This is a genomic window from Caulobacter sp. 10L414 (genome assembly GCF_056395525.1).
In genome coordinates this window covers 19558-42087 of record NZ_JBFTJR010000029.1, presented here as the reverse complement: position 1 = coordinate 42087, position 22530 = coordinate 19558, and the positions used below count along the sequence as shown (strand labels likewise).

General features: G+C 70.8%; 24 protein-coding genes. 15 read left to right on the top strand and 9 right to left on the bottom strand.

The window, feature by feature from the left end; translation table 11 throughout:
• Positions 1–5 precede the first annotated feature (5 nt).
• Positions 6–617: a superoxide dismutase gene (locus AC1DCG_RS13440; RefSeq protein WP_116569421.1), complete on the top strand. Its 612-nt coding sequence runs from the start codon at positions 6–8 to the stop codon at positions 615–617.
• 61 nt (positions 618–678) lie between these two features.
• On the opposite strand, the gene AC1DCG_RS13435 is transcribed toward AC1DCG_RS13440, so the two are convergent.
• Both AC1DCG_RS13435 and AC1DCG_RS13430 read right to left on the bottom strand, forming a co-directional pair.
• Entirely contained in the window at positions 679–1503 is an 825-nt protein-coding gene (locus AC1DCG_RS13435) for a metallophosphoesterase family protein (RefSeq protein ID WP_477029694.1), read from the bottom strand.
• The gene (locus AC1DCG_RS13430) at positions 1500–2357 is read right to left on the bottom strand and encodes a diacylglycerol/lipid kinase family protein (RefSeq protein ID WP_477029693.1); all 858 of its coding nucleotides are present in this window, start codon (positions 2355–2357) and stop codon (positions 1500–1502) included. Before AC1DCG_RS13430 ends, AC1DCG_RS13435 begins: the two co-directional genes overlap by 4 nt.
• Before the next feature lie 145 nt (positions 2358–2502).
• Between AC1DCG_RS13430 and AC1DCG_RS13425 the strand changes: the two genes are divergently transcribed.
• The 4 genes from AC1DCG_RS13425 to AC1DCG_RS13410 all read left to right on the top strand — a co-directional run bounded on the left by AC1DCG_RS13425 (position 2503) and on the right by AC1DCG_RS13410 (position 4206).
• Positions 2503–2844 carry a YMGG-like glycine zipper-containing protein gene (locus tag AC1DCG_RS13425; protein WP_058348995.1) on the top strand — a complete coding sequence of 114 codons (342 nt, stop codon included), beginning with the start codon at positions 2503–2505 and terminating at the stop codon, positions 2842–2844.
• A 102-nt stretch (positions 2845–2946) separates the two neighbouring features.
• Complete coding sequence (locus AC1DCG_RS13420; RefSeq protein WP_165258754.1) at positions 2947–3417, top strand: OmpA family protein; 471 nt, start codon at positions 2947–2949, stop codon at positions 3415–3417.
• A gap of 306 nt (positions 3418–3723) precedes the next feature.
• A complete protein-coding gene (locus tag AC1DCG_RS13415) occupies positions 3724–3924 on the top strand; it encodes a hypothetical protein (RefSeq protein WP_477029692.1) in 201 nt (66 codons plus the stop codon).
• Positions 3925–3933: 9 nt separating this feature from the next.
• Positions 3934–4206 carry a hypothetical protein gene (locus tag AC1DCG_RS13410; RefSeq protein WP_477029691.1) on the top strand — a complete coding sequence of 91 codons (273 nt, stop codon included), beginning with the start codon at positions 3934–3936 and terminating at the stop codon, positions 4204–4206.
• 114 nt (positions 4207–4320) lie between these two features.
• Here the strand turns inward: AC1DCG_RS13410 and phyR are convergent, their stop codons facing one another.
• The gene (phyR, locus tag AC1DCG_RS13405) at positions 4321–5112 is read right to left on the bottom strand and encodes an anti-anti sigma factor/receiver protein PhyR (protein WP_109101193.1); all 792 of its coding nucleotides are present in this window, start codon (positions 5110–5112) and stop codon (positions 4321–4323) included.
• Between the two features lie 231 nt (positions 5113–5343).
• On the opposite strand from phyR, the gene nepR reads away from it, so the two are divergent.
• The 5 genes from nepR to AC1DCG_RS13380 all read left to right on the top strand — a co-directional run bounded on the left by nepR (position 5344) and on the right by AC1DCG_RS13380 (position 9365).
• Complete coding sequence (gene nepR / locus AC1DCG_RS13400) at positions 5344–5529, top strand: anti-sigma T factor NepR (protein WP_101720661.1); 186 nt, start codon at positions 5344–5346, stop codon at positions 5527–5529.
• A gap of 2 nt (positions 5530–5531) precedes the next feature.
• Complete coding sequence (locus AC1DCG_RS13395; protein ID WP_165258750.1) at positions 5532–6137, top strand: sigma-70 family RNA polymerase sigma factor; 606 nt, start codon at positions 5532–5534, stop codon at positions 6135–6137.
• Positions 6134–7849: a sensor histidine kinase PhyK gene (gene phyK, locus AC1DCG_RS13390; protein WP_477029690.1), complete on the top strand. Its 1716-nt coding sequence runs from the start codon at positions 6134–6136 to the stop codon at positions 7847–7849. Before AC1DCG_RS13395 ends, phyK begins: the two co-directional genes overlap by 4 nt.
• Before the next feature lie 66 nt (positions 7850–7915).
• On the top strand, positions 7916–8053 hold the full coding sequence (locus AC1DCG_RS13385; protein ID WP_116489159.1) for an entericidin A/B family lipoprotein: 138 nt from the start codon (positions 7916–7918) through the stop codon (positions 8051–8053).
• 208 nt (positions 8054–8261) lie between these two features.
• Positions 8262–9365: a hypothetical protein gene (locus tag AC1DCG_RS13380; RefSeq protein ID WP_477029689.1), complete on the top strand. Its 1104-nt coding sequence runs from the start codon at positions 8262–8264 to the stop codon at positions 9363–9365.
• Here the strand turns inward: AC1DCG_RS13380 and AC1DCG_RS13375 are convergent.
• From AC1DCG_RS13375 to chpT, 3 genes are all read right to left on the bottom strand, one after another.
• Positions 9362–10192, bottom strand: a complete 831-nt coding sequence (locus AC1DCG_RS13375) for a CheR family methyltransferase (protein WP_165258749.1) — start codon at positions 10190–10192, stop codon at positions 9362–9364. The two genes, AC1DCG_RS13380 and AC1DCG_RS13375, sit on opposite strands and share 4 nt — an antisense overlap.
• The gene (locus AC1DCG_RS13370) at positions 10189–10566 is read right to left on the bottom strand and encodes a response regulator (protein WP_165258748.1); all 378 of its coding nucleotides are present in this window, start codon (positions 10564–10566) and stop codon (positions 10189–10191) included. Before AC1DCG_RS13370 ends, AC1DCG_RS13375 begins: the two co-directional genes overlap by 4 nt.
• Before the next feature lie 66 nt (positions 10567–10632).
• A complete protein-coding gene (chpT, locus tag AC1DCG_RS13365) occupies positions 10633–11316 on the bottom strand; it encodes a histidine phosphotransferase ChpT (protein WP_165258746.1) in 684 nt (227 codons plus the stop codon).
• A gap of 138 nt (positions 11317–11454) precedes the next feature.
• On the opposite strand from chpT, the gene AC1DCG_RS13360 reads away from it, so the two are divergent.
• The 3 genes from AC1DCG_RS13360 (at position 11455) to AC1DCG_RS13350 (ending at position 14982) form a co-directional block, all read left to right on the top strand.
• On the top strand, positions 11455–11646 hold the full coding sequence (locus AC1DCG_RS13360; protein WP_477029688.1) for a DUF3553 domain-containing protein: 192 nt from the start codon (positions 11455–11457) through the stop codon (positions 11644–11646).
• Positions 11643–12422 carry a 3'(2'),5'-bisphosphate nucleotidase CysQ gene (gene cysQ / locus AC1DCG_RS13355; protein WP_165258745.1) on the top strand — a complete coding sequence of 260 codons (780 nt, stop codon included), beginning with the start codon at positions 11643–11645 and terminating at the stop codon, positions 12420–12422. The genes AC1DCG_RS13360 and cysQ overlap by 4 nt, the downstream gene beginning before the upstream one ends.
• A gap of 175 nt (positions 12423–12597) precedes the next feature.
• Positions 12598–14982 carry a TonB-dependent receptor gene (locus AC1DCG_RS13350; RefSeq protein WP_477029687.1) on the top strand — a complete coding sequence of 795 codons (2385 nt, stop codon included), beginning with the start codon at positions 12598–12600 and terminating at the stop codon, positions 14980–14982.
• A 21-nt stretch (positions 14983–15003) separates the two neighbouring features.
• Here the strand turns inward: AC1DCG_RS13350 and AC1DCG_RS13345 are convergent, their stop codons facing one another.
• On the bottom strand, positions 15004–15540 hold the full coding sequence (locus tag AC1DCG_RS13345; protein ID WP_477029686.1) for a hypothetical protein: 537 nt from the start codon (positions 15538–15540) through the stop codon (positions 15004–15006).
• A gap of 116 nt (positions 15541–15656) precedes the next feature.
• On the opposite strand from AC1DCG_RS13345, the gene AC1DCG_RS13340 reads away from it, so the two are divergent.
• Together AC1DCG_RS13340 and AC1DCG_RS13335 are read left to right on the top strand one after the other, a co-directional pair.
• Entirely contained in the window at positions 15657–18326 is a 2670-nt protein-coding gene (locus AC1DCG_RS13340) for a PAS domain S-box protein (protein WP_477041516.1), read from the top strand.
• Between the two features lie 75 nt (positions 18327–18401).
• Positions 18402–20069 carry an MFS transporter gene (locus tag AC1DCG_RS13335; protein WP_477029684.1) on the top strand — a complete coding sequence of 556 codons (1668 nt, stop codon included), beginning with the start codon at positions 18402–18404 and terminating at the stop codon, positions 20067–20069.
• Between the two features lie 36 nt (positions 20070–20105).
• Here AC1DCG_RS13335 and AC1DCG_RS13330 read toward each other — a convergent pair whose 3' ends face one another.
• Positions 20106–21842 carry a heparinase II/III family protein gene (locus AC1DCG_RS13330; protein ID WP_477029683.1) on the bottom strand — a complete coding sequence of 579 codons (1737 nt, stop codon included), beginning with the start codon at positions 21840–21842 and terminating at the stop codon, positions 20106–20108.
• Positions 21843–21851: 9 nt separating this feature from the next.
• Entirely contained in the window at positions 21852–22511 is a 660-nt protein-coding gene (gene rpe, locus AC1DCG_RS13325) for a ribulose-phosphate 3-epimerase (RefSeq protein ID WP_277793431.1), read from the bottom strand.
• Positions 22512–22530 lie beyond the last annotated feature (19 nt).

The window sequence follows — 22530 nt, the reverse complement described above, 5'->3', positions numbered from 1 at the left end:
TGACCATGTTCAAGCTGCCCGACCTGCCCTACGCCTACGAGGCGCTCCAGCCGACCATCTCGGCCAACACCCTCCACTTCCACCACGACAAGCACCACGCCGCGTACGTCAACGCGCTGAACGGCCTGCTGCCGGAAGACGACAGCCGCTCGCTGGAAGCCGTCATCGCCGACGCCGGCCCGGGCAAGGTGTTCAACAACGCCGCCCAGGCGTGGAACCACGCCTTCTTCTGGGAATGCATGGCTCCGGCCAGCGCCGGCCCGGGCGAAGCCCTGGCCAAGGCCATCGACGAAACCTTCGGCGGCCTGGCCGGCCTGAAGGAAAAGTTCGTCGCCGAGGGCGTCGGCCACTTCGGTTCGGGCTGGGCCTGGCTGGTCGCCGAAGGCGCCAAGCTGTCGCTCATCTCGACCCACGACGCCGACGGCGCCATGACCAAGCCGGGCGTGACCCCGCTGCTGGTCTGCGACGTGTGGGAGCACGCCTACTACCTCGACCACCAGAACAACCGTAAGGGCTTCCTGGAAGCTTGGTTCGACGCCCTGCCCAACTGGGCGTTCGCCGACGCCCAGTACGCCGCGGCTCAGGGCCAGGGCGAAGCCTGGACCTACCCGGTCTAAGCGACCGACCGAGGGCCGACCTCGAGAAGGGCGGGATCGCAAGATCCCGCCCTTCTTGCGTTCAGGGGTCCTGGACCTTGCAGTTGGGCCGGCGGTTCACCGCCCAGGTGCGCCAGACGACGAAGCCGGTGCGCTCGAAGGCCATGGCGGTGATGCGCATCTCGCTCTCGTCGGCCTCGATGATGTTGAAGCTGGGCGGCACCCCGCGTTCGCGCACCGACAGGGTGCCCGACCCCACCGCCTGGGTGCAGCCGCCGGCATAGGGATAGGCGTGCACAAACGGCGCGTGGATGTGGCCGGTCAGCACGAGGTCCGCGCCGGCGTTGGCGAAGGCCAGGGCTGCGGCCTGCCCGCCCCGCACCTTGGCGGTCATCGGCCCGCCCATCATCTCGATCAGCGGATGGTGGCAGACCACCACCTTCAGCCGCCCGGGCGGCTCGGCGGCCAGGCGCCTGGCCAGCGCCCTGGTTTGCGAGCGCGACACCGCGCCCTTCGACCAGTTCCAGCGGATCTGCGCGCCACGCGCGGAATTGAGGGTGAACACCGCCGCCCGCTCATCGCGGTACGACAGCCCGTCCGGCTCGCCGAACCGCGCCTCGTAGCGCCGCCAGGGAACCGCCAGCCGCTCGAGGATCTCCACCGGCCCCTTGAACGGCGTGTCGTGATTGCCCGGCGCCAGCAGCTGCGGCGACGGCAGGCGCGCGAACCAGGCGCGGGCTGCGTCGAACTCGACCTGGGCGCCGTCCTTGGTCAGGTCGCCAGCCCCGATGACCAGGTCCGGGCGCGCGGCGTGGATGCACTCCACCGCCGCTTCCACCGCCTCTGGATGCTCGCCCCCGAAATGGATGTCGGAGACCTGGACCATCTTGAAGACGGCTCCGGTCACGGGGCGTCGTCCCTGAGGGCCAGGGCGCGGAAGGCCTTGGGCCGGAAGCGGATCGAGACGTGGTCGTCCAGCCGCACCGGCTCGCCGTCCAGGATGGCCGGGATGCGCCCGCCGGCCCAGGCCCGCCCCACCCGGCAGCGGCCGACGCTGACCGACGGGTCGTCGCGCCAGGCGCCGGTGACGGTCTTCACCCCCAGGCGGAAGATGTCGAGGGCGTTGCTGGGATCCAGGGCCGCGGCCTCCAGGGCCCGCTCGTCGGCGTCCAGCGCCGTCGAGACCAGCGGGCACATCAGGGTCAGGGCCTCGGTCTTCTCCTTGGGCCGACCGTCCAGCACGTAGCGCAGGCGGCTGGAGAAGGCCCGGCGCAGGGCGCGCTGGGCGCGCATGATGGCCAGATCCGCGCGGCCCTGCCGGGCGGCCTCGCGGGCCTCGGCCCACAGGGCCGGGCTGCCGAGGATCGCGGCGACGAAGAACAGCCGGCCGGCTACCTCGCCGCCCGAGATCATCCGCTCCTCGCCGTGGGTCAGGCAGGCCTTCAGCGCCTCGGGCCAGGCCCGCTCGCCATAGAGCGCGCGGGGCAGCATGTTCATGGTGCCGCCCGGCAGCGGCGCGACCAGCGGGCCATCGGGACCGGCCATCTCTGCGGCGGCCCGGGCGGTGCCGTCGCCCGCGAGGACGAACAGGGCGTCGGGCTTGCGCGACAACGCCTGCGAGAGACAGGCCTCCAGCTCGCCGCCGGCCGGGGCGTGCACGGTCGCCTCGACGCCATGTTCGGCCAGGATCGCCTCGGCGCGCTGGGGACCGTCCCGGCCCACGGATCCGGAGGCGACGTTGGCGACCAGTTCGACGCGCATGCAAATTTCCCTCGGCGCGGCCCAAAGCGGCCCCCGTCCGGAGCAAACGGCGGCGCTTGGCGGGGGTTCCCAGGCGCGCGGGCCGGAACTTCCCTCGGCCATGCTCCGTTTGAGTGACCGGGACACGCTCGAACGGAGAGCMAAGATGAAGACCACAGTGATCGCCGTGGCGGCCGCCGGCCTGCTGGCCACCGCCTGTACCGCCACCGGCAACACCGAACGCAACGCCGCCGGCGGCGCGGCCCTCGGCGCCCTCGCCGGCGCCGTGATCGGCAACAATGTCGGCGCGGGCGACGCAGGGACCGGGGCGGCCATCGGCGCAGCCATCGGCGGCACCGCGGGCGCCATCAAGGGCTGCCGCGAAGACGGCGGCTGCGGCGCCACCAACGTGAATCGTCGCCAGTACTATGACGAGCGCGCTGGACGGTATTACTACTACGACTCGCGCAGCGGTCGTTATTTCTGGGAGGACGGCAGCCCCCGCTAAGGCGGCCTCGTCCGAACAGGATCTCGAAGGCGGTCGGCGCGCGTCGGCCGCCTTTGGCATGTCCGGAGGGGCGATTTGGTGGGTGCAACAAGAGGGCGACGAATGAGCAAGGCGGGCGTTTGGATCGCTATGGCGGCGATCGGTGTTGCGGCGGCCGGTTGCGCGAGCAGCCCATGGCCGAAATCGCGGTCGCAGATCGAGGCCCTTCCGGCGGCCTGCGAAGACTTCTCCGTCTCCATCTATTTCGAGCGGGATTCGGCGGCGGTGACCCGCGAGGCCCGCCAGGTGCTGCGCGGCGCGGCCGACATGGCCAAGGGCTGCACGGCCAAGAACGTGCATGTGGTGGGCCTAGCCGACGCCGTGGGCGCGCCCGACGCCAATCTGGCCCTTTCGGAAAAGCGGGCCGCCGCCGTGACCGGCGCCCTGGCCCGGGTCGGCTTCCGGCAGGTCTCGTTCGAGGTCACGGCGGCCGGCGACGCCGGCGCCGTCACCCGCGACGGCGAGGCCCGTCCGCTGCGCCGTCGCGCCGACGTGCGCATCGACCTGGAAGGTCCGCCCAAGCCCAAGTCCTGAGTCTTAGACCCGCGAGAGCGGACACAGAAAAGGCGGGTCGGGGCTCCGATCCGCCTGAACGCTCTACAGAAAGGGGGTTGCGGAGACGGCAGGCTGACTATCGCCAGCCTCAAGTCGGGGGGGCGTCGCCGCCTCCGCAGACATAGAACGACCTCCCCCGGTCGGCGTTCCCGGAACTTCGAAAAATATTTCGCGCCATTGGCGAAAGGCCGGGCCGCGCTTGTGCGGCGACGGCGGAACGGCGCCGTGCGCGAAACGTTGTTCTCCTGATCCCGCGACATCGCGGGGCGAATGGGGAGCGACGTGATGATCCGCGCCTATCAAGCCGCGCATGGCGGACTGGTCTTCGAAACCCAGCGTCGCCGCAGGCAAGCCCGGAGTTCTCGTCTGCTCGCCGCGGCGACCGTGCTGGGCATGGCGCTGGCGGTCGGCACCGTCCAGCATTTCGCCGCCGCCCAGCTCGGCGCCGGCCGCACGGCTCCGGCCGCGTGGAGCGACACGAAATAGGAGGCGCCCATGGCGACCGACATCAACACCGACCACTCGCCCACCCTGAAGGCCACTCCCGCGCGCCAGGGCCGCTGGGGCCGGCACATCTTCTGGGTGCTGGTGATATCGATCGTGCTGGCCGCCATCGCGCTGTTCGGCAGCTGGGGCATGCGCTCGGGCGAACTGGCCTCGGTCGAGGGCAACAAGGGCGCCAACACGCCGGCCGAAGCCCAGCAGGGCGCCACCGAACTCACCGCGCCCAAGCAGGCGCCGCAGGAACAGACCGCGCCGGCCCACTAACCGCGCGGGACTGAGGAAGGGCCCGGCAGAGGCCTGAGATGGAAACGCACCAAAGAGAAGGCCCCGGCGATCGCTCGCCGGGGCCTTCGTCGTTCTGGATACCCGATCCGGCCGTCAGGCGGCCTGGCGGGTCCGGCGCGGATGGAAGAACAGCGCCTGGCCGATCGCCGCCTTCACCGTTTCCGGCTGGAAGGGCTTGGTGATCAGGAAGGTCGGCTCCGGACGCTCGCCGGTCAGCAGGCGCTCGGGGAAGGCGGTGATGAAGATCACCGGCACGTCGAGGCGCGCCAGGATGTCCTTCACCGCGTCGATGCCCGACGAGCCGTCGGCCAGCTGGATGTCGGCCAGGACCAGGCCCGGCGTCTTGCGGGCGACCGCGTCGACCGCCTCGCCGCGGGTGGCGGCGATGTCGATCACGTCGTGGCCCAGTTCACGCACCAGCGCCTCGATGTCGGCGGCGATGACCGGCTCGTCCTCGATGATCAGCACCTCGGTGGCCAGTTCCGCATCGATCTCGGCCTGGGCGTCGGCGATCAGCCGCTCGACCTCGCCGAAGTCGCAATCCAGGATCTGGGCGGCCTCGGTCGGCGTGAAGCCTTCCAGGGCGGTCAGCAGGAACGCCTGGCGCGAACGCGGGGCGATGCGCAGGAGCCGCTGCGAGGCGTCGTCGGAGACGTCGTCGCGACGGGCTTCCAGCTGGGCGCCCGAGGTCAGCCAGATGGCGTGGAAAACGCGATAGAGCGCCACGCGCGGCGAAAGCGCCGCGTCGAGCGAACGCTCGCCGGCGGCCAGCGCCTCCAGCGCCACCCGCACATAGTGGTCGCCGGTCGTCTGGTCGCCGGTCAGGGCGCGGGCGTAACGGCGAACGTAGGGCAGGTGCGGCGCCAGTCGGGCAAGAAGACTCATGACCCCTCCCGTAGAGTGTCTTCGAAACAAAAAAGGCCTTCTGTCACGGCAAAGCTATGCCGTTCAGTCGAGTGCATAACGTGCCCTGCGCGAGGGCGGTTCCGCACCGAACCGAATTTTGGCAGTCTATGCTCAAGCTTATGGAACCCGATGCGGAATGTGGCGTTGACCTCCAGCATTTACACATTCGGCCGCAGGGGGCGGACGCTGCGCACAACCGGCGTCGAGGACATGATCGAACACGTACCCATGGAAGATCAACGCAAGGGAGCCGCCTCGCTCGATGAGGCGCGGCTTCGGCAGCAGGCCATCGGCGTCAAGCTTCGGCAGATGTTCGATGAGGTGGTCAACGAGCCGGTCCCGGACGAATTCCTCGACATCCTGCGCAAGGCTGACAAGCCTTCGGGAGAGCGTTGAGCATGAGCGAAGCGCAAGTCGGCCGATCGCCCATCGATCCGGCCCGTGACGGGGTCTTCAAGAAAGAACTCGTCACCCTCATCCCGCACCTGCGGGCCTTCGCGCGCACCCTCACCGGTGACCCGACGGCCGCTGACGATCTGGCGCAGGACGCCATGATGAAGGCCTGGGACGCCCGGGCCAGCTTCCAGCTGGGCACCAACATGAAGGCCTGGACCTTCATGATCCTGCGCAACCAGTTCTACTCGGAAAAGCGTCGCTCCTGGCGCCAGAGCCAGCTCGACCAGGAGGCCGCCGAGCGGACCCTGGTGGCGGTGGACGATCCGGAGGCTCCGGTCGCCCTGGACGAACTGCGCATGAGCCTGGCCATGCTGCCGCCCGAACAGCGCGAAGCCCTGATCCTGGTCGGAGCCGGCGGCTTCGCCTACGAGGAAGCGGCCGACATCTGCGGCTGCGCGGTGGGCACGGTGAAAAGCCGGGTCAGCCGGGCGCGCCGCGCCCTCCAGGCCATCCTCGAGTCGGGCGGCTATGATCGCGACGGCGGCGCCGCCGGCGACGCGATGCACGCCATCCTGGCCGATGCGGAGCGCCTGAGCACCCAGCGGTGAAGCGCGTGTACGGCCGTGCGGCCGAGGTTGTCGGCACGATCCGGGTCAGGCTCGGCCTGGCCCTGACGGTCGCGCTGCTGCCCGTCCTGATGGCCGGCGTCCTGCAGTCGTACCTCGCCTTCCGCACCGAGGGCGACGCACGGCGGCAGAGCCTGGAGCTTGCCGCCGGCCACAGCGCCGCCACCGCCCGGGCCCGCATCGAGGCGGCCGGCGTGCTGCTCCAGACCCTGGGCCCCGGCTCGGTGGGTCTGGAGTGCGCCCGGCGGCTGGACGCGGTGAAGTCGCGCCTGCCCGGCTACGCCAACCTGATCCGCTTCGACGCCTACGGCCGCGTGGCATGCGCGGCCGGCACGACGCCCCGCGACCCCGAGCGCGCCCAGCGCCCCTGGTTCCTCGACCTGGCGGCCGGCGCGCACCTGGCCGTCGCGCCGGCTCCGGGCGCGGTCTACGCCGGCGAGCCGTCGGTGCTGACGGCCGTCCGCGCCGAAGACAGCGCCGGCGTGTTCGACGGGGCCATGGCGGCCGTGCTCACCCTGTCGAGCCTCAAGCCCCAGACCGCCAACCGCTTCCTGCCCGACGGGGCCGAGATCGGCCTGTCCGACGCGCGGGGCAACGTGTTCTCGGCCACCGATCCCAAGGCCTTCGGCCCCGCCAACACCCAACTGCGCGAGGAGACCGAGGCCGGCCGGAAGACCATCCTGTGGTCGGGCAAGGACGCTCAGGGCCGCCGCCGGCTGTTCTCCGCCGCCCCGCTGGTCGAGGACGACGTGTTCGTCATGCTGTCGGCCCCCGCTCCTGGCATCATGTCCTGGGCGACCCTGACGCCGATCTCGCGCCTGCTGCTGCCGCTGCTGGCCTTCGCCCTGGCGCTGGCCGCGGTGTTCTGGGCCACCGAGCGCGAGGTGATCCGCTGGATCGTCTATCTGCGCCGGGTGGCGGCGATCTACGCCAAGGGCCGCTTCACGGTCCGCCCGCTGCAGGCCGAGCGCGCGCCGCCGGAAATCCGCGAGCTGGCCGAGACCCTCGACCAGATGGCGGCCGGCATCGTCACCCGCGACGCCTCGCTGCGCGACAGCCTGGCCGAGAAGGACTCGCTGATGCGCGAGATCCATCACCGGGTGAAGAACAACCTGCAGATCATCACCTCGCTGCTGAACATGCAGCAGCGCGCCTTGACCGATCCGGCTGCGCGCACGGCGATGAACGACACCCGCCAGCGGATCACCGCCCTGGCCCAGATCTATCGCGCCCTCTACCAGGGGCCGGACCTCAAGCGGGTCGACCTGCGACCCTTCCTGGAGGAGCTGACCGCCCTGCTGCTGGCCGGCGACGTCAACGGTCAGGGCTCGGTGCGCACCGAGGTGCACGCCGACCCGCTGGTCATCGACCCCGACCGGCTGGCGCCGCTGGCGCTGTTCGCCGTCGAGGCCATCACCAACGCCCAGAAGCACGCGCTGGCCGAGCGCGGCGGCGTGCTGACCGTCGACTTCTTCGTGCGCGGGGAAGAGGCCGAGCTGGCCATCGGCGACGATGGTCCCGGCGCCCCCGCCGGCCCGGGCGAGGGGGTGGGCCGCACCTTGATGACGGCCTTCGCCCGCCAACTGCGCGGCACGGTCAAGTTCGACGCCAGCCCCATGGGCGGCCTCCTTGTGCGCCTTGTGTTTCCGACGCCCCAGGCGCTGCCGCCGGCCCAGCATCAGGCCGGAACCTAGGCCTGTCGGCCACGTTTGCTCTGGGCAATCTCAAGCGCCCGTCAGGGCCAGCACCGGAGAACTCTCATGCGCAAGTTCGTCATCCTGGCCGCCCTCGCCGCCAGCCTCAGCGTCGCCGCCTGCAACACCGTCGAGGGCGCCGGCAAGGACGTGTCGTCGGCCGGCAAGGCCGTCACCGACACCGCTCGCGACGCCAAGAACTAAGACGGGCCTCCCAGCCCGACCGCAGGGCCCGCCCCCGACCAGGGGCGGGCCTTTTGCCGTTCGGAAGCATCGTGTTGCGGCGACGGCGCCGATCGGGCGCCGCCGCGTCTCGCTTGCGCATCAACCATTGCGACGCCGACAAGAACGCCCTGCTTTTCCTGTCGCCCGGGAGATAAGCCGGACAAGCTGACCCCCGATCCTGGGGGTCATGACGGTCCCGGTCGCCCTCCCCGATCCCGCCCTGTCGCCGGTCTTCGTGCACAGCGGCTGGCGTTGCTCGAGCACCTACGTGTGGAGCCGCCTTCGCGCCCTGCCCGGCGTGCGGGCCTATTACGAGCCCTGGCACGAGCAACTGGCCGACCTGACCCCTGAGCGCATCGCCCGCGAGACCCCTCGGGCCAGCGGCCTGCGGCATCCGGGCGACGATGTTCCCTACCTGGCCGAGTTCGCCGACCTGCTGGCGCCGGGCGGCGGCGTCGCCGGCTACCAGCAGCGCTTCGCCCTCGACGACTACTTCATGCCCGAGGGCCGCCAGGACGCCGCCCAGACGGCCTATGTGGCGGGACTGGTCAGCCACGCCCAGGCCGCGGGCCAGACCCCGGTGCTGGCCTGCTGCCGCACCCTGGGACGGATCGGCTGGCTGCGTCGGCGGTTCGGAGGCTTCCACGTGGTGCTGATCCGCGATCCGCTGCAGCAGTGGCTGTCGTTCCACTCGCTGCGCAAGCGGCCGCGCCCCACCTATTTCGAGCTTTGCCAGTACGTGCTGCTGTCCGAGGCGTCCGGCGCCGAACCCCTGGCCCGGCGCCTGGGCCTGCCCGCGCCCAAGGGCGGCGCCCTCGCCCAGCGCATCGCCGCCGCCCGCCGGCGACTGAAGCGCGCTCCGGCGAAGACCTCGTTCACGGCCTTTCTGGCGATCTATCTGCTGTCGTACCTGAAGGCCCTGCCGCAGGCCGACCTGGTCATCGACATCGACCGCCTGGGCCAGGATCCCGACTACGCCGCCCGGATCGGCCAGGCCCTGCGCGTCGGATGCGGCCTGGCGCCGGACTTTTCCGATTGCCGCACGCCCGCGACCCATGCCGAGGTTCCGGCGGCCGCCTATCGGCGGATCTCGCGGCAAGTGATCGACGCCCTGGAGGCGCGCCCGGCCCTGGCTGCGCCGGGCCCTGCGGCCCTGCTGTTCGCCAAGCTGTCAAAGGCCATGGCCGACGCGCCCGAACCGCCGGCGTCGCTGCGGCGCCGGCTGGCCGACCGGATCTGGGAAATGCTCGAAGCCCTGGCCCCGCGCCGCCGGCGCCGGGCCCGGATCTAGGCCGCCGCGGCCCGGAAGGCCGGATCGCGCGCGAACAGGCCAGGACGCCCCGGCAACGGCCGCAAGGCCTCGGTCACGCCCGCCAGGCTCTCGTTCTCGCCCAGCACCAGAAGGCCGTCCTCGGTCAGGCGGGCGGCCATGTGCTCGACCAGCCGCGCGCGCACGGACGGGTCCAGGCCCGGCAGCACGTTGCGCAGCATGACGAGGTCGAAGACCCCCATGCCCGACAGGTCGGACATCAGGTTGATCCGCCGCCAGCGCACCGCCTGGCGGATGCGCGGCGAGATCGCCCAGGTCTCGTCCTGGTTCTCGAAATGCTTGATCAGCAGCCGGATCGGCAGGCCGCGTTGAACCTCGAACTGGGTGTAGAGCCCGCTCTGGGCCTTCTCCAGGCAGCGCTCGGAGAGGTCGGAGGCGAAGAACTCGAACCGCACGCCCGGCTCCAGGCCGCGCGCCTCGTCGGCGGCGATGGCCAGGGAATAGATCTCCTGGCCGGTCGAGCACGCCGCGCTCCAGATCCGCACCGAGCCGTCCTTGCGACGGCGCGACAGCTCCGGCATCGCCACGTCGCGCAGGAAGGCGAAGGTGTCGCGGTCGCGGAAGAAGGCCGTCTCGTTGACGGTCAGGGCCTCGACCACCGCCCAGATCAGCCGCTCCTCGCGCTTGGCGCGCAGGGCCGCCACCAGGGCCTCGATCGACGGATAGCCTTCACGGCGGGCCAGCGGCGCAAGGCGGCTCTCGACGACGTAGTGCTTGTCGGTCTCGACCTTCAGGCCGGCGCGGGCGCGGCCCAGGGCCGCCAGCAGATCCATGTCCTCGGGGGTCATAGCAGGCCCGCCTCGGCGAACTTGGCGGCGATGATCTCGCCGTCGAAGGGTTTCATGATGTACTCGTCGGCGCCGTGGTCGAGCGCCAGGCGGATGTTGTCGACCTTGTTCTCGACCGTGCAGAACACCACCACCGGCGCGTCGCCGCCCGGCTCCTGGCGCAGGCGCTGCAGGAACTCCAGGCCGTTCATCACCGGCATGTTCCAGTCGAGCAGGACGGCATCGGGCATGGCCGCGCGACACCAGGCCAGCGCCTCCATGCCGTCGGCGGCCTCGGCGATCTCGAAGCCGATGTCCTCCAACGCACGGCGGGCCACCTTGCGGATCACCCGGCTGTCGTCGACGACGAGGCAGGTCTTCACGGCGCGCTCCAAATCCTAGAAAGGCAGGATGGCGCGATCCGGGTTAAGGAGCGGTGACGGCGCGGAAAAACGTACGCTTCAGTCGGCGGGCGTCCAGGCGGCGATGCTGACGCGCTCCTCGGCGATCTCGACGCCGATCTGGCCGCCGGCCGCGCGGACCACCGAATACAGGTAGGCCGCCTGCACCCACGGACCGCCCAGGCCCTCGCCCAGCGGCTCGCCCTTCAGGCCGGCCAGCACTTCGGGACGCAGGCGGGCGCGGGGACCGACCGCGTCGGCGGTGATCGCGGTGCGGCCGTCGGCGACCACCGCGCGCAGGGTGGCCGCGCCGCCGGCCGGCAGGGCGCTGGCGGCGATCTGGGCGATGTTGAGCAGGGCGCGCGAGGCGGCCTTGTTCAGCGGCTGCGGCGCGATGTCCCAGGTCAGGTTCGGCCGCACGTGGGCGAAGACGCCCTGCTGGGCCAGCTTTTCCAGCTCGCGGGAGTCGAAGGTCTCGGCCGAGGCCGAGGCGCCGAAGGCCACGCGGGTGAACTGCAGGAGGTCGGCCAGCTTGCGGGCCGAGCTGCTGATCAGGCTCATGGCGTCGTCGCGCATGTCCTGGGCGCTGGGATCCTCCAGCAGGTCCAGCCCCGAGACGATGGCGCTGGCCGGGCTGATGAAGTCGTGACACAGGCGCGCGGCCACCAGGGCGGCGAAATCCGGGCCGTTGACGTCCAGCGAAGGGGCGGGCGCGGGCGAGGCGGGGGCGGCGGTGTCGGTCATGGCCGCGATCTTTGGCGTGATTTGGAGCTTTGGCAAACGTCGCCGCGAAATCGGTTTCAACCAGGCCGCGCACAAATCGGCGCCGGCCGACACCTAAAAGCGCTCACACTTTGGCGCGCCACGCACTATCAGGGAGCCGTGATGGATCCGTTTCTCGAACCCGGCGTGCTGGTGCGCCATCCGGGCCAGCCCGACTGGGGCCCTGGCCAGGTGCAGTCCGTGACCGGCCATCGCGTCACCGTGAATTTCGAAGAGGCCGGCAAGCAGACGATCGACGCCCGCGTCGTGAGACTGGTCTTCGTCGGCGACGACCCCCGAGGACAAGCATGAGCTCCGCCCCCCTCCCGGCCGACATCGGTCGCGACCTGGCCAGGATCGTCGAGGCCGCCGCCGAGGTGATCCTGCCGTTCTGGCGGACCGAGCTCGACGTCGTGCGCAAGGCCGACGAAAGCCCGGTGACCGAGGCCGACAAGGCCGGCGAAAAGGTGATCCTGGCGCTGCTGGCCGAACGCTATCCCGACATCCCCGCGATCTCGGAAGAGCACGCCTGCGAATACGGCACGCCCGACCAGATCGGCCCGCGCTTCTTCCTCGTCGACCCGGTGGACGGCACCAAGGCCTTCGTCCGCGGCGACCCCAACTTCACCGTCAACATCGGCCTGATCGACAACGGCGCCCCCGTGGCCGGCGCGGTCTGCGCCCCCGCCACCGGCGAGGTGTGGTTCACGGCCGACGGCGGCGTGGTCAAGCGCGAGGGGCCGGACGGCGCCGAGACGCCGGTGCGGGCGCGCGCCTGGCCCGAGGGCCAGGCCCTGGCCCTGGTCAGCCACACCATGAAGGAAGACAAGGCCACCGCCCTGGCCGACCAGTACGGCTTCAGCCTGCGGGCGCCGATGGACTCGTCGATCAAGCTGGCCCGCATCGCCGAGGGCGCTGCCGACATCTATCCGCGCCACGGGCCGACCATGGAGTGGGACACCGCCGCCGGTCACGCCCTGATCGTCGCCGCCGGCGGCCGCTTCACCACGCCGGAAGGCGAGCCGTTCCTGTACGGCAAGGCCGACCAGGGCTTCCGCAACGGCTGGTTCGTCGCCCGCGGCGCCTGATACGAAGCCGATACGTTGCATAATGGTCACGGTTGTCGCGCGCAGCGGCGACCGTGCTCCTCCTGCGACTGATTATTATTGCACCCCGGCAATTGCGTAAATAAGAACGCCTCGCAATTTCAGGACAGGGGCCGCGGATCCTCCCCCGCGACCCGAGCTGGGGTCTCTCGACAAGATGCATAAGCCTTCCTCGCCCGCCGCTGGCGTTCGCAGCCAAGCTCGCCGCGCCCTGGGCGCCGCCGCCGTCGCCGGCGTCGCCGGTCTCGCCCTGGCGCCCGCCGCCTTCGCCGCCGACGCCGATGCGCCGGTCGCCACCGCGCCGGGCTCGGCCGACGTGCAGGAAGTCTCCGGCATCGCCGTCGACGCCCGCAAGGCCACCGACATGCAGTCGGGCAAGTACACCGCCCCGCTGGTCGACACCCCGCGCTCGATCACGGTGATCTCCAGCCAGATCATCGAGCAGACCGCCGCCACCTCGCTGCAGGACATCCTGCGCACCTCGCCGGGCATCACCTTCGGCGCCGGCGAAGGCGGCCAGCCGCTGGCCGACCGTCCGTTCATCCGCGGCCAGTCCTCGGGCAACAACATCTTCGTCGACGGCATCCGCGACACCGGCGGCCAGACCCGCGAAGTCTTCAACCTGGAACAGGTCGAGGTCATCAAGGGTCCGGACTCGGTCTACAGCGGCCGCGGCTCGGGCGGCGGCAGCATCAACCTGTCGAGCAAGTCGCCCAAGGCCCGCAACTTCGCCAGCGGCTCGGCCGCGGTCGGCACCGACAACTACTACCGCGTCACGGCCGACGGTAACTACAGCTTCGCCGAAAACGCCGCCTTCCGCCTGAACCTGATGACGACCAAGGGCGACACGCCCGGTCGCGACAGCGTCGACTTCAAGCGCTGGGGCCTCGCGCCGTCGCTGGCCTTCGGCATCGACACCGCCACCCAGCTGACCTTCAGCTACTATCACCTGGATACCGACCAGGATCCCGACTACGGCATCCCGCTGGCCAGCAAGCGCACCTGGGGCGTGGCCGGCACCGACAGCCGCACCCGTCCGGCCAGCGGCATCCTCGACGTCTCGCGCGACGCCTATTACGGCCTCGACCGCGACTGGATGAAGACCAAGGCCGACATCGGCACCATCGCCGTGCGCCACGAGATCAACGACAACTTCTCGGTCCGCCAGGCCTTCCGCTATGGCAAGACGCTCAACGACTACTTCGTCACCAACCCCGGCGACGGCGGCGCGGCCCAGTTCGTGGCCGGCGAGTGGTGGATGAAGCGCGGCACCAAGTCGCGCTGGAACGAGACCAAGACCATCGCCTTCGTCAGCGACGTCAGCGGCAAGTTCAACCTCGGCTCGATCGAGAACAGCTTCAACGCCGGCTTCGAACTCGGCCGCGAGCAGAACGACAACGCCACCTACACCTTCTACACCGCCAGCGGCTCGTCCTGCCCGGTCGGCTTCACCGGCGCCGGCACCGGCGACTGCACGCGCCTCTACGCGCCGAACCCGAGCGACGCCTGGAGCGGCACGATCAACCGCGGCCCGGCTTCGCAATCGAAGACCAAGACCGCCGCGCTATACGCCTTCGACACCGTGAAGCTGACCGACAAGCTGCTGCTGAACGTCGGCGTCCGCTACGACGACTACTCGACGCAGGGCTACAACGCCGCCTCGACCAACACCAACGGCGTCATCACCTCGGTCACCTACACCAACGTGCCGAAGACCAGCTGGGACTTCGTCAACTACCAGATCGGCCTGAACTACAAGCCGACCCCGTCGAGCAGCATCTACGGTTCGTTCGCCACGTCCTCGACCCCGCCGACCATCGCGGCCGGCGACCAGAACGGTTCGGGCGGCATGGGCTCGGGCGACCTGGCGACCAAGGTCCTCGATCCGGAAGACACCACCAGCTACGAGCTGGGCGCGAAGTGGAACCTGTTCGGCGACCAGCTGGCCCTGTCGGGCGCGCTGTTCCGCACCGAGCGCCAGAACGCCCAGATCCTGGTCGGCCCGGAGCCGACCAACTACGAGCAGGTCGGTGAAACCCGCGTCCAAGGCGTCGAACTGGGCGTTTCCGGCAAGATCACGGCCAAGTGGCAGGTCTTCGGCGGCTACACCTACATGGACAGCAAGCTGGTCCGCGGCGCCGTCACCGTCACCAACACCGGCACCACCGCCAACCCCGTCTACACCGTGACGCCGCACCTCAACACCGGTGATCCGCTGGCCAACACGCCGAAGAACACCTTCAGCCTGTTCACGACTTACCGCGTGCTGCGCCCGCTGACGATCGGCGGCGGCGCCTACTACGTGTCGAAGACCTTCGGCGGCAACCAGGGCGGCGCCGGCGGCGGGACCAACGGCATCTACATCCCGTCCTACACCCGCTACGACGCCTTCGCCTCGTACCGGGTCAACGACAAGGTCGACCTGCAGCTGAACGTCCAGAACCTGACGGACGAACGCTACATCCTGCGCACCAACGGCGTGCACCACGCCGACCCGGCGCCGGCCCGCCAGACCATGCTGACGCTGAACGTCCGCTACTGATCCCTTCGCTCCGGCGAACGATCACCTCGAAGGCCCCGCCCGGAGCGATCCGGGCGGGGTTTTTCGTTCGTCGGCGAGCCTGGCCCGCGCCTGCAGGATCGACAGGCTGCGGCGCGCCGCCGGCCCGACCTCGCTCCAGAGACGCGACTGCCCACAGCCGTAGTTCACGTCGAGCGCGCCCTTGGCCTCGGACGGCAGCGCCACGGTCGGCTCGAACCGCTTCAGGAACAGCAGGTATTCCCCGCCCAGGTCCGGACCCGCGTCGCCGTCGAGATAGAAGCCGCCGCTGTCTCGGAAGCTGAACAGGCTAAAGGCCGTGGGCGGCGCGCCCTTGAAAACGTCCTGCGCCGACAGGCGGTAGAGCACCCAGCTGTCGCCCTCGTCGCTGGAGACGTTGACGGCCGACAGCACCCTGGCCCTGACCAGGTAGCGGGCGTCGGCGAACTCCCGCTCCAGCGTGGTCTTGGCGTACAGCTCGCCCTTGTACATGCAGAAGCCGGCGGCGGGGCTCGCCCCTGCCAGGGCGGCGATTGCAATCAGGATCGACGCGAGCTTCATGGCTTCTCCCCGCCCCACGCGGCCGGGTGGAATCTTTCTCCCCAACTCGCCGCCACGCCAACCTTAAGTTTACCCTTGGGCGTGACAATCCGCCTCACCTTCCGCCGGGAGCTGGGATGTCCTCGCCGTCCTCGCCAGATACGCCGCCCGCGCCTCTGAGCCAGGCCGAGAGCGCGCAGTGGTTCTTCGAGAACGCCCACGACTTGTTCGCAGTCGTGGCCGATGGCCGTTTCGCCACCGTCAATCCGGCCTGGACCCGCCTGACCGGCTGGACCGCCGCCGATCTGATCGGCCAATCGCCCCTGCAGTTCGTCGATCCCGCCGATCACCAGGAACTGCTGGAGTCCGGCAAGGTGATCCGCGGCATGGGCGGGGCGGTGATGCGGGTGCGCATGGTCTGCAAGGACGGCCGCCGCGTCTGGCTCGAGGCCCACGCGCGCCTGGGTCCCGCCGGCGAGATCGTCGGCACCCTGCGCGACGTCTCGGCCGAGGTGGCCCGCAAGGCCGAGCAGGCCGTCTCGCGCCGCACGCGCGAGATGCTGGCCTCGGCCGCCGGGGTCGGCGTCTGGAGCTTCGACCCCGTCGCCGACCGCATCGAGTGGTCCAGCGACATCCTCAGCCTCACCGGCCTGCGCCCCGAGGAGGTGTCGACGCCGGAGGCCTTCTACGCCCGGCTGGACGAGCCCGAGCGCGGCCGCGTGCGGGCGACCTTCGCCCGCGCCGTGCGCACCGGCCAGGGCGGCACGATCGAGCACCACATGCGCGGCGCCACCGGCCAGAAGTTCGCCTTCCGCGCCACCTTCCAGACCGAGCCGCGCCCCGGCGGGGTGTTCGCCCTGCGCGGCATCTCGCAGAACATCACCGACGTCGCCCGCGATCGCGACCTGGCCCGCTGGGGCGAGGAGAAGGCCCGCAAGCTGGTCGAAGGCGCGCCCTTCGCCGTGGCCCTCTACGACCGCGAACTGCGCCTGACCGTGGTCAGCCCGCGCTTCCTGGAGATCTTCCAGGCCACCGAGGCCGAGGTCATCGGGAAGTCGCTGCACGACCTGACCTACGGGGCGCGCAAGCGCTTCGTCGCCGCTGTCGAGCGGGCGCTGACCGGCCAGACCGTCGTGCGCCGCGAGGACAGCCTGACCGACGGCCATGGCCGCGAACACCGCCTGCGCTGCGAGGCCCGGCCCTGGCGCGACGCCAGCGGCGCCATCGCCGGCGTGATCACCTACATGGACGACGTCACCGCCCTGGCCGACGCCCGCCGCGAAGCGCGGGCCAACGCCCGGCGGCTGAAGACCGCCCTCGGCGCGGCCCAGGCCGGCGTCTACGAGATCGACCACGCCGAGAAGAGTTTCTGGGGCTCGCCGGAATTCCACCGGATCCTGGGTCAGCGCATCACCTTCGACGACGTGCGCCAGGCGATCTGGCCGATGATCCGCTCCGAGGACGTCGCGGCCGTCTACGCCGCCGGCGCCGTCGGTCGCTGGGGCGAGCGGGCCTTCGACGCCCGCGTGGTCCGCCCCAACGGCGAGGAGCGCTGGATCCGCCTGTTCCACGAGATCCGCCGCGACGCCTCGGGCCGGGTCAGCAAGGCCTACGGCCTGGTGCTCGACATCGACGAGCAGAAGCGCGCCGAACTGGCCCTGGTGGAGGCCGAACGCGCCGCCCAGGCGGCCAACGAGGCCAAGGCCCAGTTCCTGGCCAACATGAGCCACGAGATTCGCACGCCGATGAACGGGGTGCTGGGGGTCATCCACCTGCTCAAGCGCCAGGGGCTGTCGGCGGAAGCCGACCACCTGCTGGGCGAGGCCCTGGCCTGCGGCCGAATGCTGTCGACCCTGCTGGACGACATCATCGACTTCTCACGCATCGAGGCCGGACGCCTGGACGTCGCGCCCGAGCCGATCGACCCGGCCGACCTCGTCCACAGCGTCGCGCGCCTGCTGCGCGCCCAGGCAGAGCACAAGGGCCTGGCCCTGGTGGTCGACGCGCCCGACCAGGGCATCGTGCTGGCCGACCCCACCCGCCTGCGCCAAGCCCTGTTCAACCTGGTCGGCAACGCGGTGAAGTTCACCCTGTCGGGCTCGGTGTCGCTGCGCCTGCGCCGGGCCGGCGCCGACAGGCTGGTGTTCGAGGTCTCCGACACCGGCGTGGGCATCCCGCAGGAGGCGCAGCAGCGCCTGTTCCAGCGCTTCCAGCAGGCCGACGCCAGCACCACCCGGCGGTTTGGGGGCTCGGGCCTGGGCCTGGCCATCACCCGGCGCCTGGCCCAGATGATGGGCGGCGAGGTCGAGTTCAGCTCGGTCGAGGGCGAGGGCTCAACCTTCAGCCTGTCGATCAGCGCGCCGCCGGTGCAGACCGCGCCCCGCGACGAGGCCGACGGCGACAAGATGCTGGAGGGCCTGAAGATCCTGGTGGTCGAGGACAACGCCACCAACCGCATGGTCGCCCGCCGCATCCTGGAGATGCTCGGCGCCGACGTCGAGACGGCCGAGGACGGGCTGTCGGGCGTGGAGGCGGCGATGCGCGGCTTCGACCTGATCCTGATGGACGTGCAGATGCCCGGCGTCGATGGCCTGGAAGCCGCCCGCCGCATCCGCGCCCTGCCCGGCCCGGTCGGCGCCACCCCGATCGTGGCCCTGACCGCCAACGTCCTGGCCCACCAGCGGGCCACCTATCTGGCCGCCGGCATGAACGGCGTGGCGGCCAAGCCGATCTCGCCCACCGCCCTGCTGGCCGAGATCGTCAGGGTGGCCGAGGCCGCCGGCGCGGCCGAGACGGCCGCCGCCTGACGACGTCACGCGATCGACGCCCTTTTCAGCGACCGACGTTACGGTCTAATCCTCCTGCCAATTAGGGGGATCCGCATGACGGACACGACAGCCGGCGCCGCGAAGGAAAAGGGCGCGTCGATGCGCACGGTGGTGGCGGCCTCGTCGGCCGGCACGGCCTTCGAGTGGTACGACTTCTTCATCTTCGGCAGCCTGGCCCAGGTCATTTCCAAGACCTTCTTCACGGGCCTGTCCGACACCGCCGGCTACGTGGCGGCCCTGGCCCTGTTCGGGGTGGGCTTCGCGTTCCGGCCGCTCGGCGCCCTCGTCTTCGGCAAGATCGGCGACCAGGCCGGCCGCAAGGGCGCGTTCCTGGCCACGGTGCTTCTGATGGGCGGCGCCACCTTCGCCATCGCCCTTCTGCCCACCTTCCAGCAGGCGGGGATCATCGCCCCGATCTTGCTGATCATCCTGCGCTGCGTGCAGGGCTTCGCGCTGGGCGGCGAATACGGCGGGGCCGCCATCTACGTGGCCGAACACTCCCCGCCCGGACAGCGCGGCCGGGCGACCTCGTGGGTGCAGAGCTCGGCCTCGCTGGGCCTGTTCGCGGCGCTGCTCGTCATCCTGGCGACCCGCTGGGCGTTGGGCGCGCTCGTCGGACCGGAGGCCTTCGACGCCTGGGGCTGGCGCATCCCCTTCGCCGTCTCGATCGGCCTGCTGGCGGTCTCGGTGTGGATGCGGCTGAAGCTCAGCGAAAGCCCGACCTTCGCCAAGATGAAGGAGGAGGGCGCGGCGTCCAAGGCGCCCTATGCCGAGGCCTTCGGCCAGTGGAAGAACCTCAAACTGGTGCTACTGGCCTTCTTCGCCGTCATGTCGGCCCAGGGGGCGGTCTGGTACACCACCTTCTTCTACATCCAGACCTTCATGGAAAAGTTCCTCAAGGTCGCGCCCGGCACGATCAACGCCCTGATGATGGCCGCCGCGGCGGTCAGCGCGGTGCTCTACGTCGTGTTCGGCGCCCTGTCGGACAGGATCGGCCGCAAGCCGGTGATGCTGGCCGGCATGACCCTGGCCCTGGCCTTCTACTTCCCCGGCTTCCACCTCCTGGAAAAGGCCGCCAACCCGGCCCTCGCCGAAGCCTCGGCCAAGGCGCCGGTCAGCGTCACCGCCGATCCCGCCGACTGCGCCCTGCAGTTCGACCCCATCGGCAAGGCCGCCTTCGTCTCGTCCTGCGACATCGCCAAGGGCGCCCTGGCCAATGCAGGGATCTCCTACGCCAACCAGGCCGGTCCGGCCGGTTCGCAGGCCGTCGTCCAGGTGGGCGACACGCGCATCGTCTCCAAGAGCGCCACAGGCCTGCCGGCCGCCGAAGCCAAGGCGGTGAAGACCGCCGGCGAGGCCACGATCAAGGCGGCCCTGGCGAAGGCCGGCTATCCCACCACCGCCGATCCCGAGCGGATGAACATCTGGGGCGTGTTCGGCGTGCTGCTGGTGTTCGTGATCGGGGCCACGGCGCTCTACGGCCCGCTGGCCGCGGCCCTGGTCGAGCTTTTCCCCACCCGCGTGCGCTACACGGCCCTGTCGCTGCCCTATCACATCGGCACCGGCTGGATCGGCGGCTTCGTGCCCTTCAGCGCCTTCGCCATCGTCGCGGCCGTCGGGGATATCTACGCCGGGCTCTGGTACCCGGTGCTCTTCACCCTGATCAGCGTACTGGTGACGGCGTTCCTGCTGCCGGAGACGAAGGACAGGTCGCTGGATTGATCATGAAAAACCTCTCCCTCTGGGAGAGGGAGATTTCTAGTGATCCGTCGCCCGGGCCAGTTTCCAGCGGATCCTGGCGCCCTTCTCGGCGCGGACCTGGCTCTTCAGCACGATCACGCCGGCCTGGCGGGCATGGCCGTGGTCGAAGTGCGGCGCGGCCAGGACCGCGACGTCGGGCGCGTCGTTGCGCAGCCACCAGCCGACGTTGGACGGACCCTTGATCAGCACGCTCTTGCCGTCGCGCGCCAGCGAGGCGCGGGCGTTGGGGTGCAGGTGGAAGCTGATCTTGAAGGGGTGATAGCGGCGCGGACCGTCGGCCTTGGCCTCGGCCATCGGGATCAGGCTGTCCTCGCCGCGCAACTCGTCGGCCGCCAGATCGAGAAACAGGCGACGGGCGTGCTTGAGGCCCAGCCGTCGCCAGCCGTCGTGGACGATATCCAGCCAGACGCCCTGCTCGCCGTCGTGGCGGCGGGACTCGACACTGGTGGCGCCGTCGACCAGCCAGGGACCCAGCGCCGCGGCCCGGAAGCCCGACAGCGGCCGTCCGGCCGAGCCCTCGCCCACCGACACCGTCGAGGCCGCGTCAGATAGGCGGAAAGCCTGGGCGTTGGCGGCCTCGGGGCTCCAGCCGCTGGAGGTGATCAGCCGGTCCTTGCCGCAGACGATCTCCAGCGCCGCCGGCTGGGCGCAGGCCGAGCGGCTGAGCGCGCCGACCGGGGGCGCGCCGGCGTCGGCCAGCACCTGGATCGCGCCGCCCTGCATCTTCTGGAAGCCGGCGTGCGGCATGTCCATCGGCGGGCGCGGTCCATGGTCGTCATGGGCCAGGGCGGCGGCGATGCGGGCCGGTTCGACCGTTTCGCCGCCATGGAAGGCCGCCAGCTTGCCGTCGGCCAGGGTGAAGAAGCGCGCGCCCGACGACAGGCGGTCGATGGCCCGGCTGATCGCCTCGGGCGTCGGCCGGCCGCGCTGGCCCAGGGCGTCGTCGAGGGTCAGCAGGTCGAACAAAAGCTCCAGCCCGGCCTCGGGCGAGCGCGAGGCATGGCCGCCGTCGGCCAGGACGATGGCGTCGATGTCTCGGGCGATGCGGCGCAGGCCTTCGGCCATCAGCCGGTCGGCCGCCTTGCCCACCAGGGCCGTGCCGGCCACGGCCACCACCACCGCCCGCTCAAGGGCGCGGTCGGGGGCGTCAGAGGCCTTCATCAGCTGGCGCGCGCCGCGGGCCACGTCCAGCGCCAAGGCGGCGGTCTCGGCGTCGGAGGCGCCCGGCGACAGGGTCTTGGCGGCGCAGGCCAGGTGGAAGGTGCGGCGCTCCAGGCACTCGCCCGACCACGAGAAGGCGTTCCAGGTTCCGAACACCCGGCGCCAGTCCTGGATCAGGCGCAGCGCCCGGCGCGCGCCCTCGGGACCCTGGGCCAGAAGGCCCGGCAGCCAGTCGAAGCGGTGCAGGGCCACGGCGAAGGCGCGCGAGGGGCTGGGGGTGTCGAAGGGGTCGCCTTCGGCCCCGACCTTCAGGCTCTCGTCATGCAGGGTCAGCACGCCGTCCAGCAGCTGGCGGCCGCGCTGGATGTCGACGGGGCGAGGGTCGTGCGGGCGCGCCGACAGGCCGACAGGACGCGGGGCGGTGATCAGGGCGCGATGCGGCGGCGAGCCGAACCACTCGCGCTCGACGGCCGAGCGGGCCGAGGCCGAGACCGATCGCGCCAACACGACTCCGCGCCGCAGGGGACGCCCGGCGGGCTTGGATGCGGAGGGCGTGGCGGGCGCGCCGGTCATGCCGTGGCGTCAGCCCCCTTTGAGCGCGCTGATGTTGGCGGCGTAGGCGTCCGGACCGCCCTTGAACACCGCCGAGCCGGCCACCAGGGCCGTGGCGCCGGCGGCGACGCATTGGGGCGCGGTGACCGGGGTCACCCCGCCGTCGACTTCCAGGATGATGTCCAGGCCCTGGGCGTCGATCATCTTGCGCAGGGCTTCCACCTTGCGCAGCTGGCCCGGGATGAAGCTCTGGCCGCCGAAGCCGGGGTTCACCGACATTACGAGCACCAGGTCGACGTCCTCGAGGATCCATTCGACGTGGTCGAGGCTGGTCGAGGGATTGAACACCACGCCCGCCTTGGCGCCCAGCTGGCGGATGCGCTTGAGCGAGCGGTGCAGGTGCGGGCCGGCTTCCGGGTGGATGCTGATGATGTCGGCCCCGGCCTCGCGGAAGGCCTCCAGGTACGGGTCGGCCGGGCTGATCATCAGGTGCACGTCGAACGGGATCTTGGCGTGGGGCCGGATCGCTTTGACGATGTCGGGGCCCAGGGTGATGTTCGGCACGAAATGGCCGTCCATGACGTCGACATGCACCCAGTCGGCGCCGGCCGCCTCGATGGCGGCCACTTCGGCGCCCAACTTGGCGAAGTCGGAGGCGAGGATCGACGGAGCGATGATCGGCGCGGTCATGGTGTTCTTGGCTTACCGG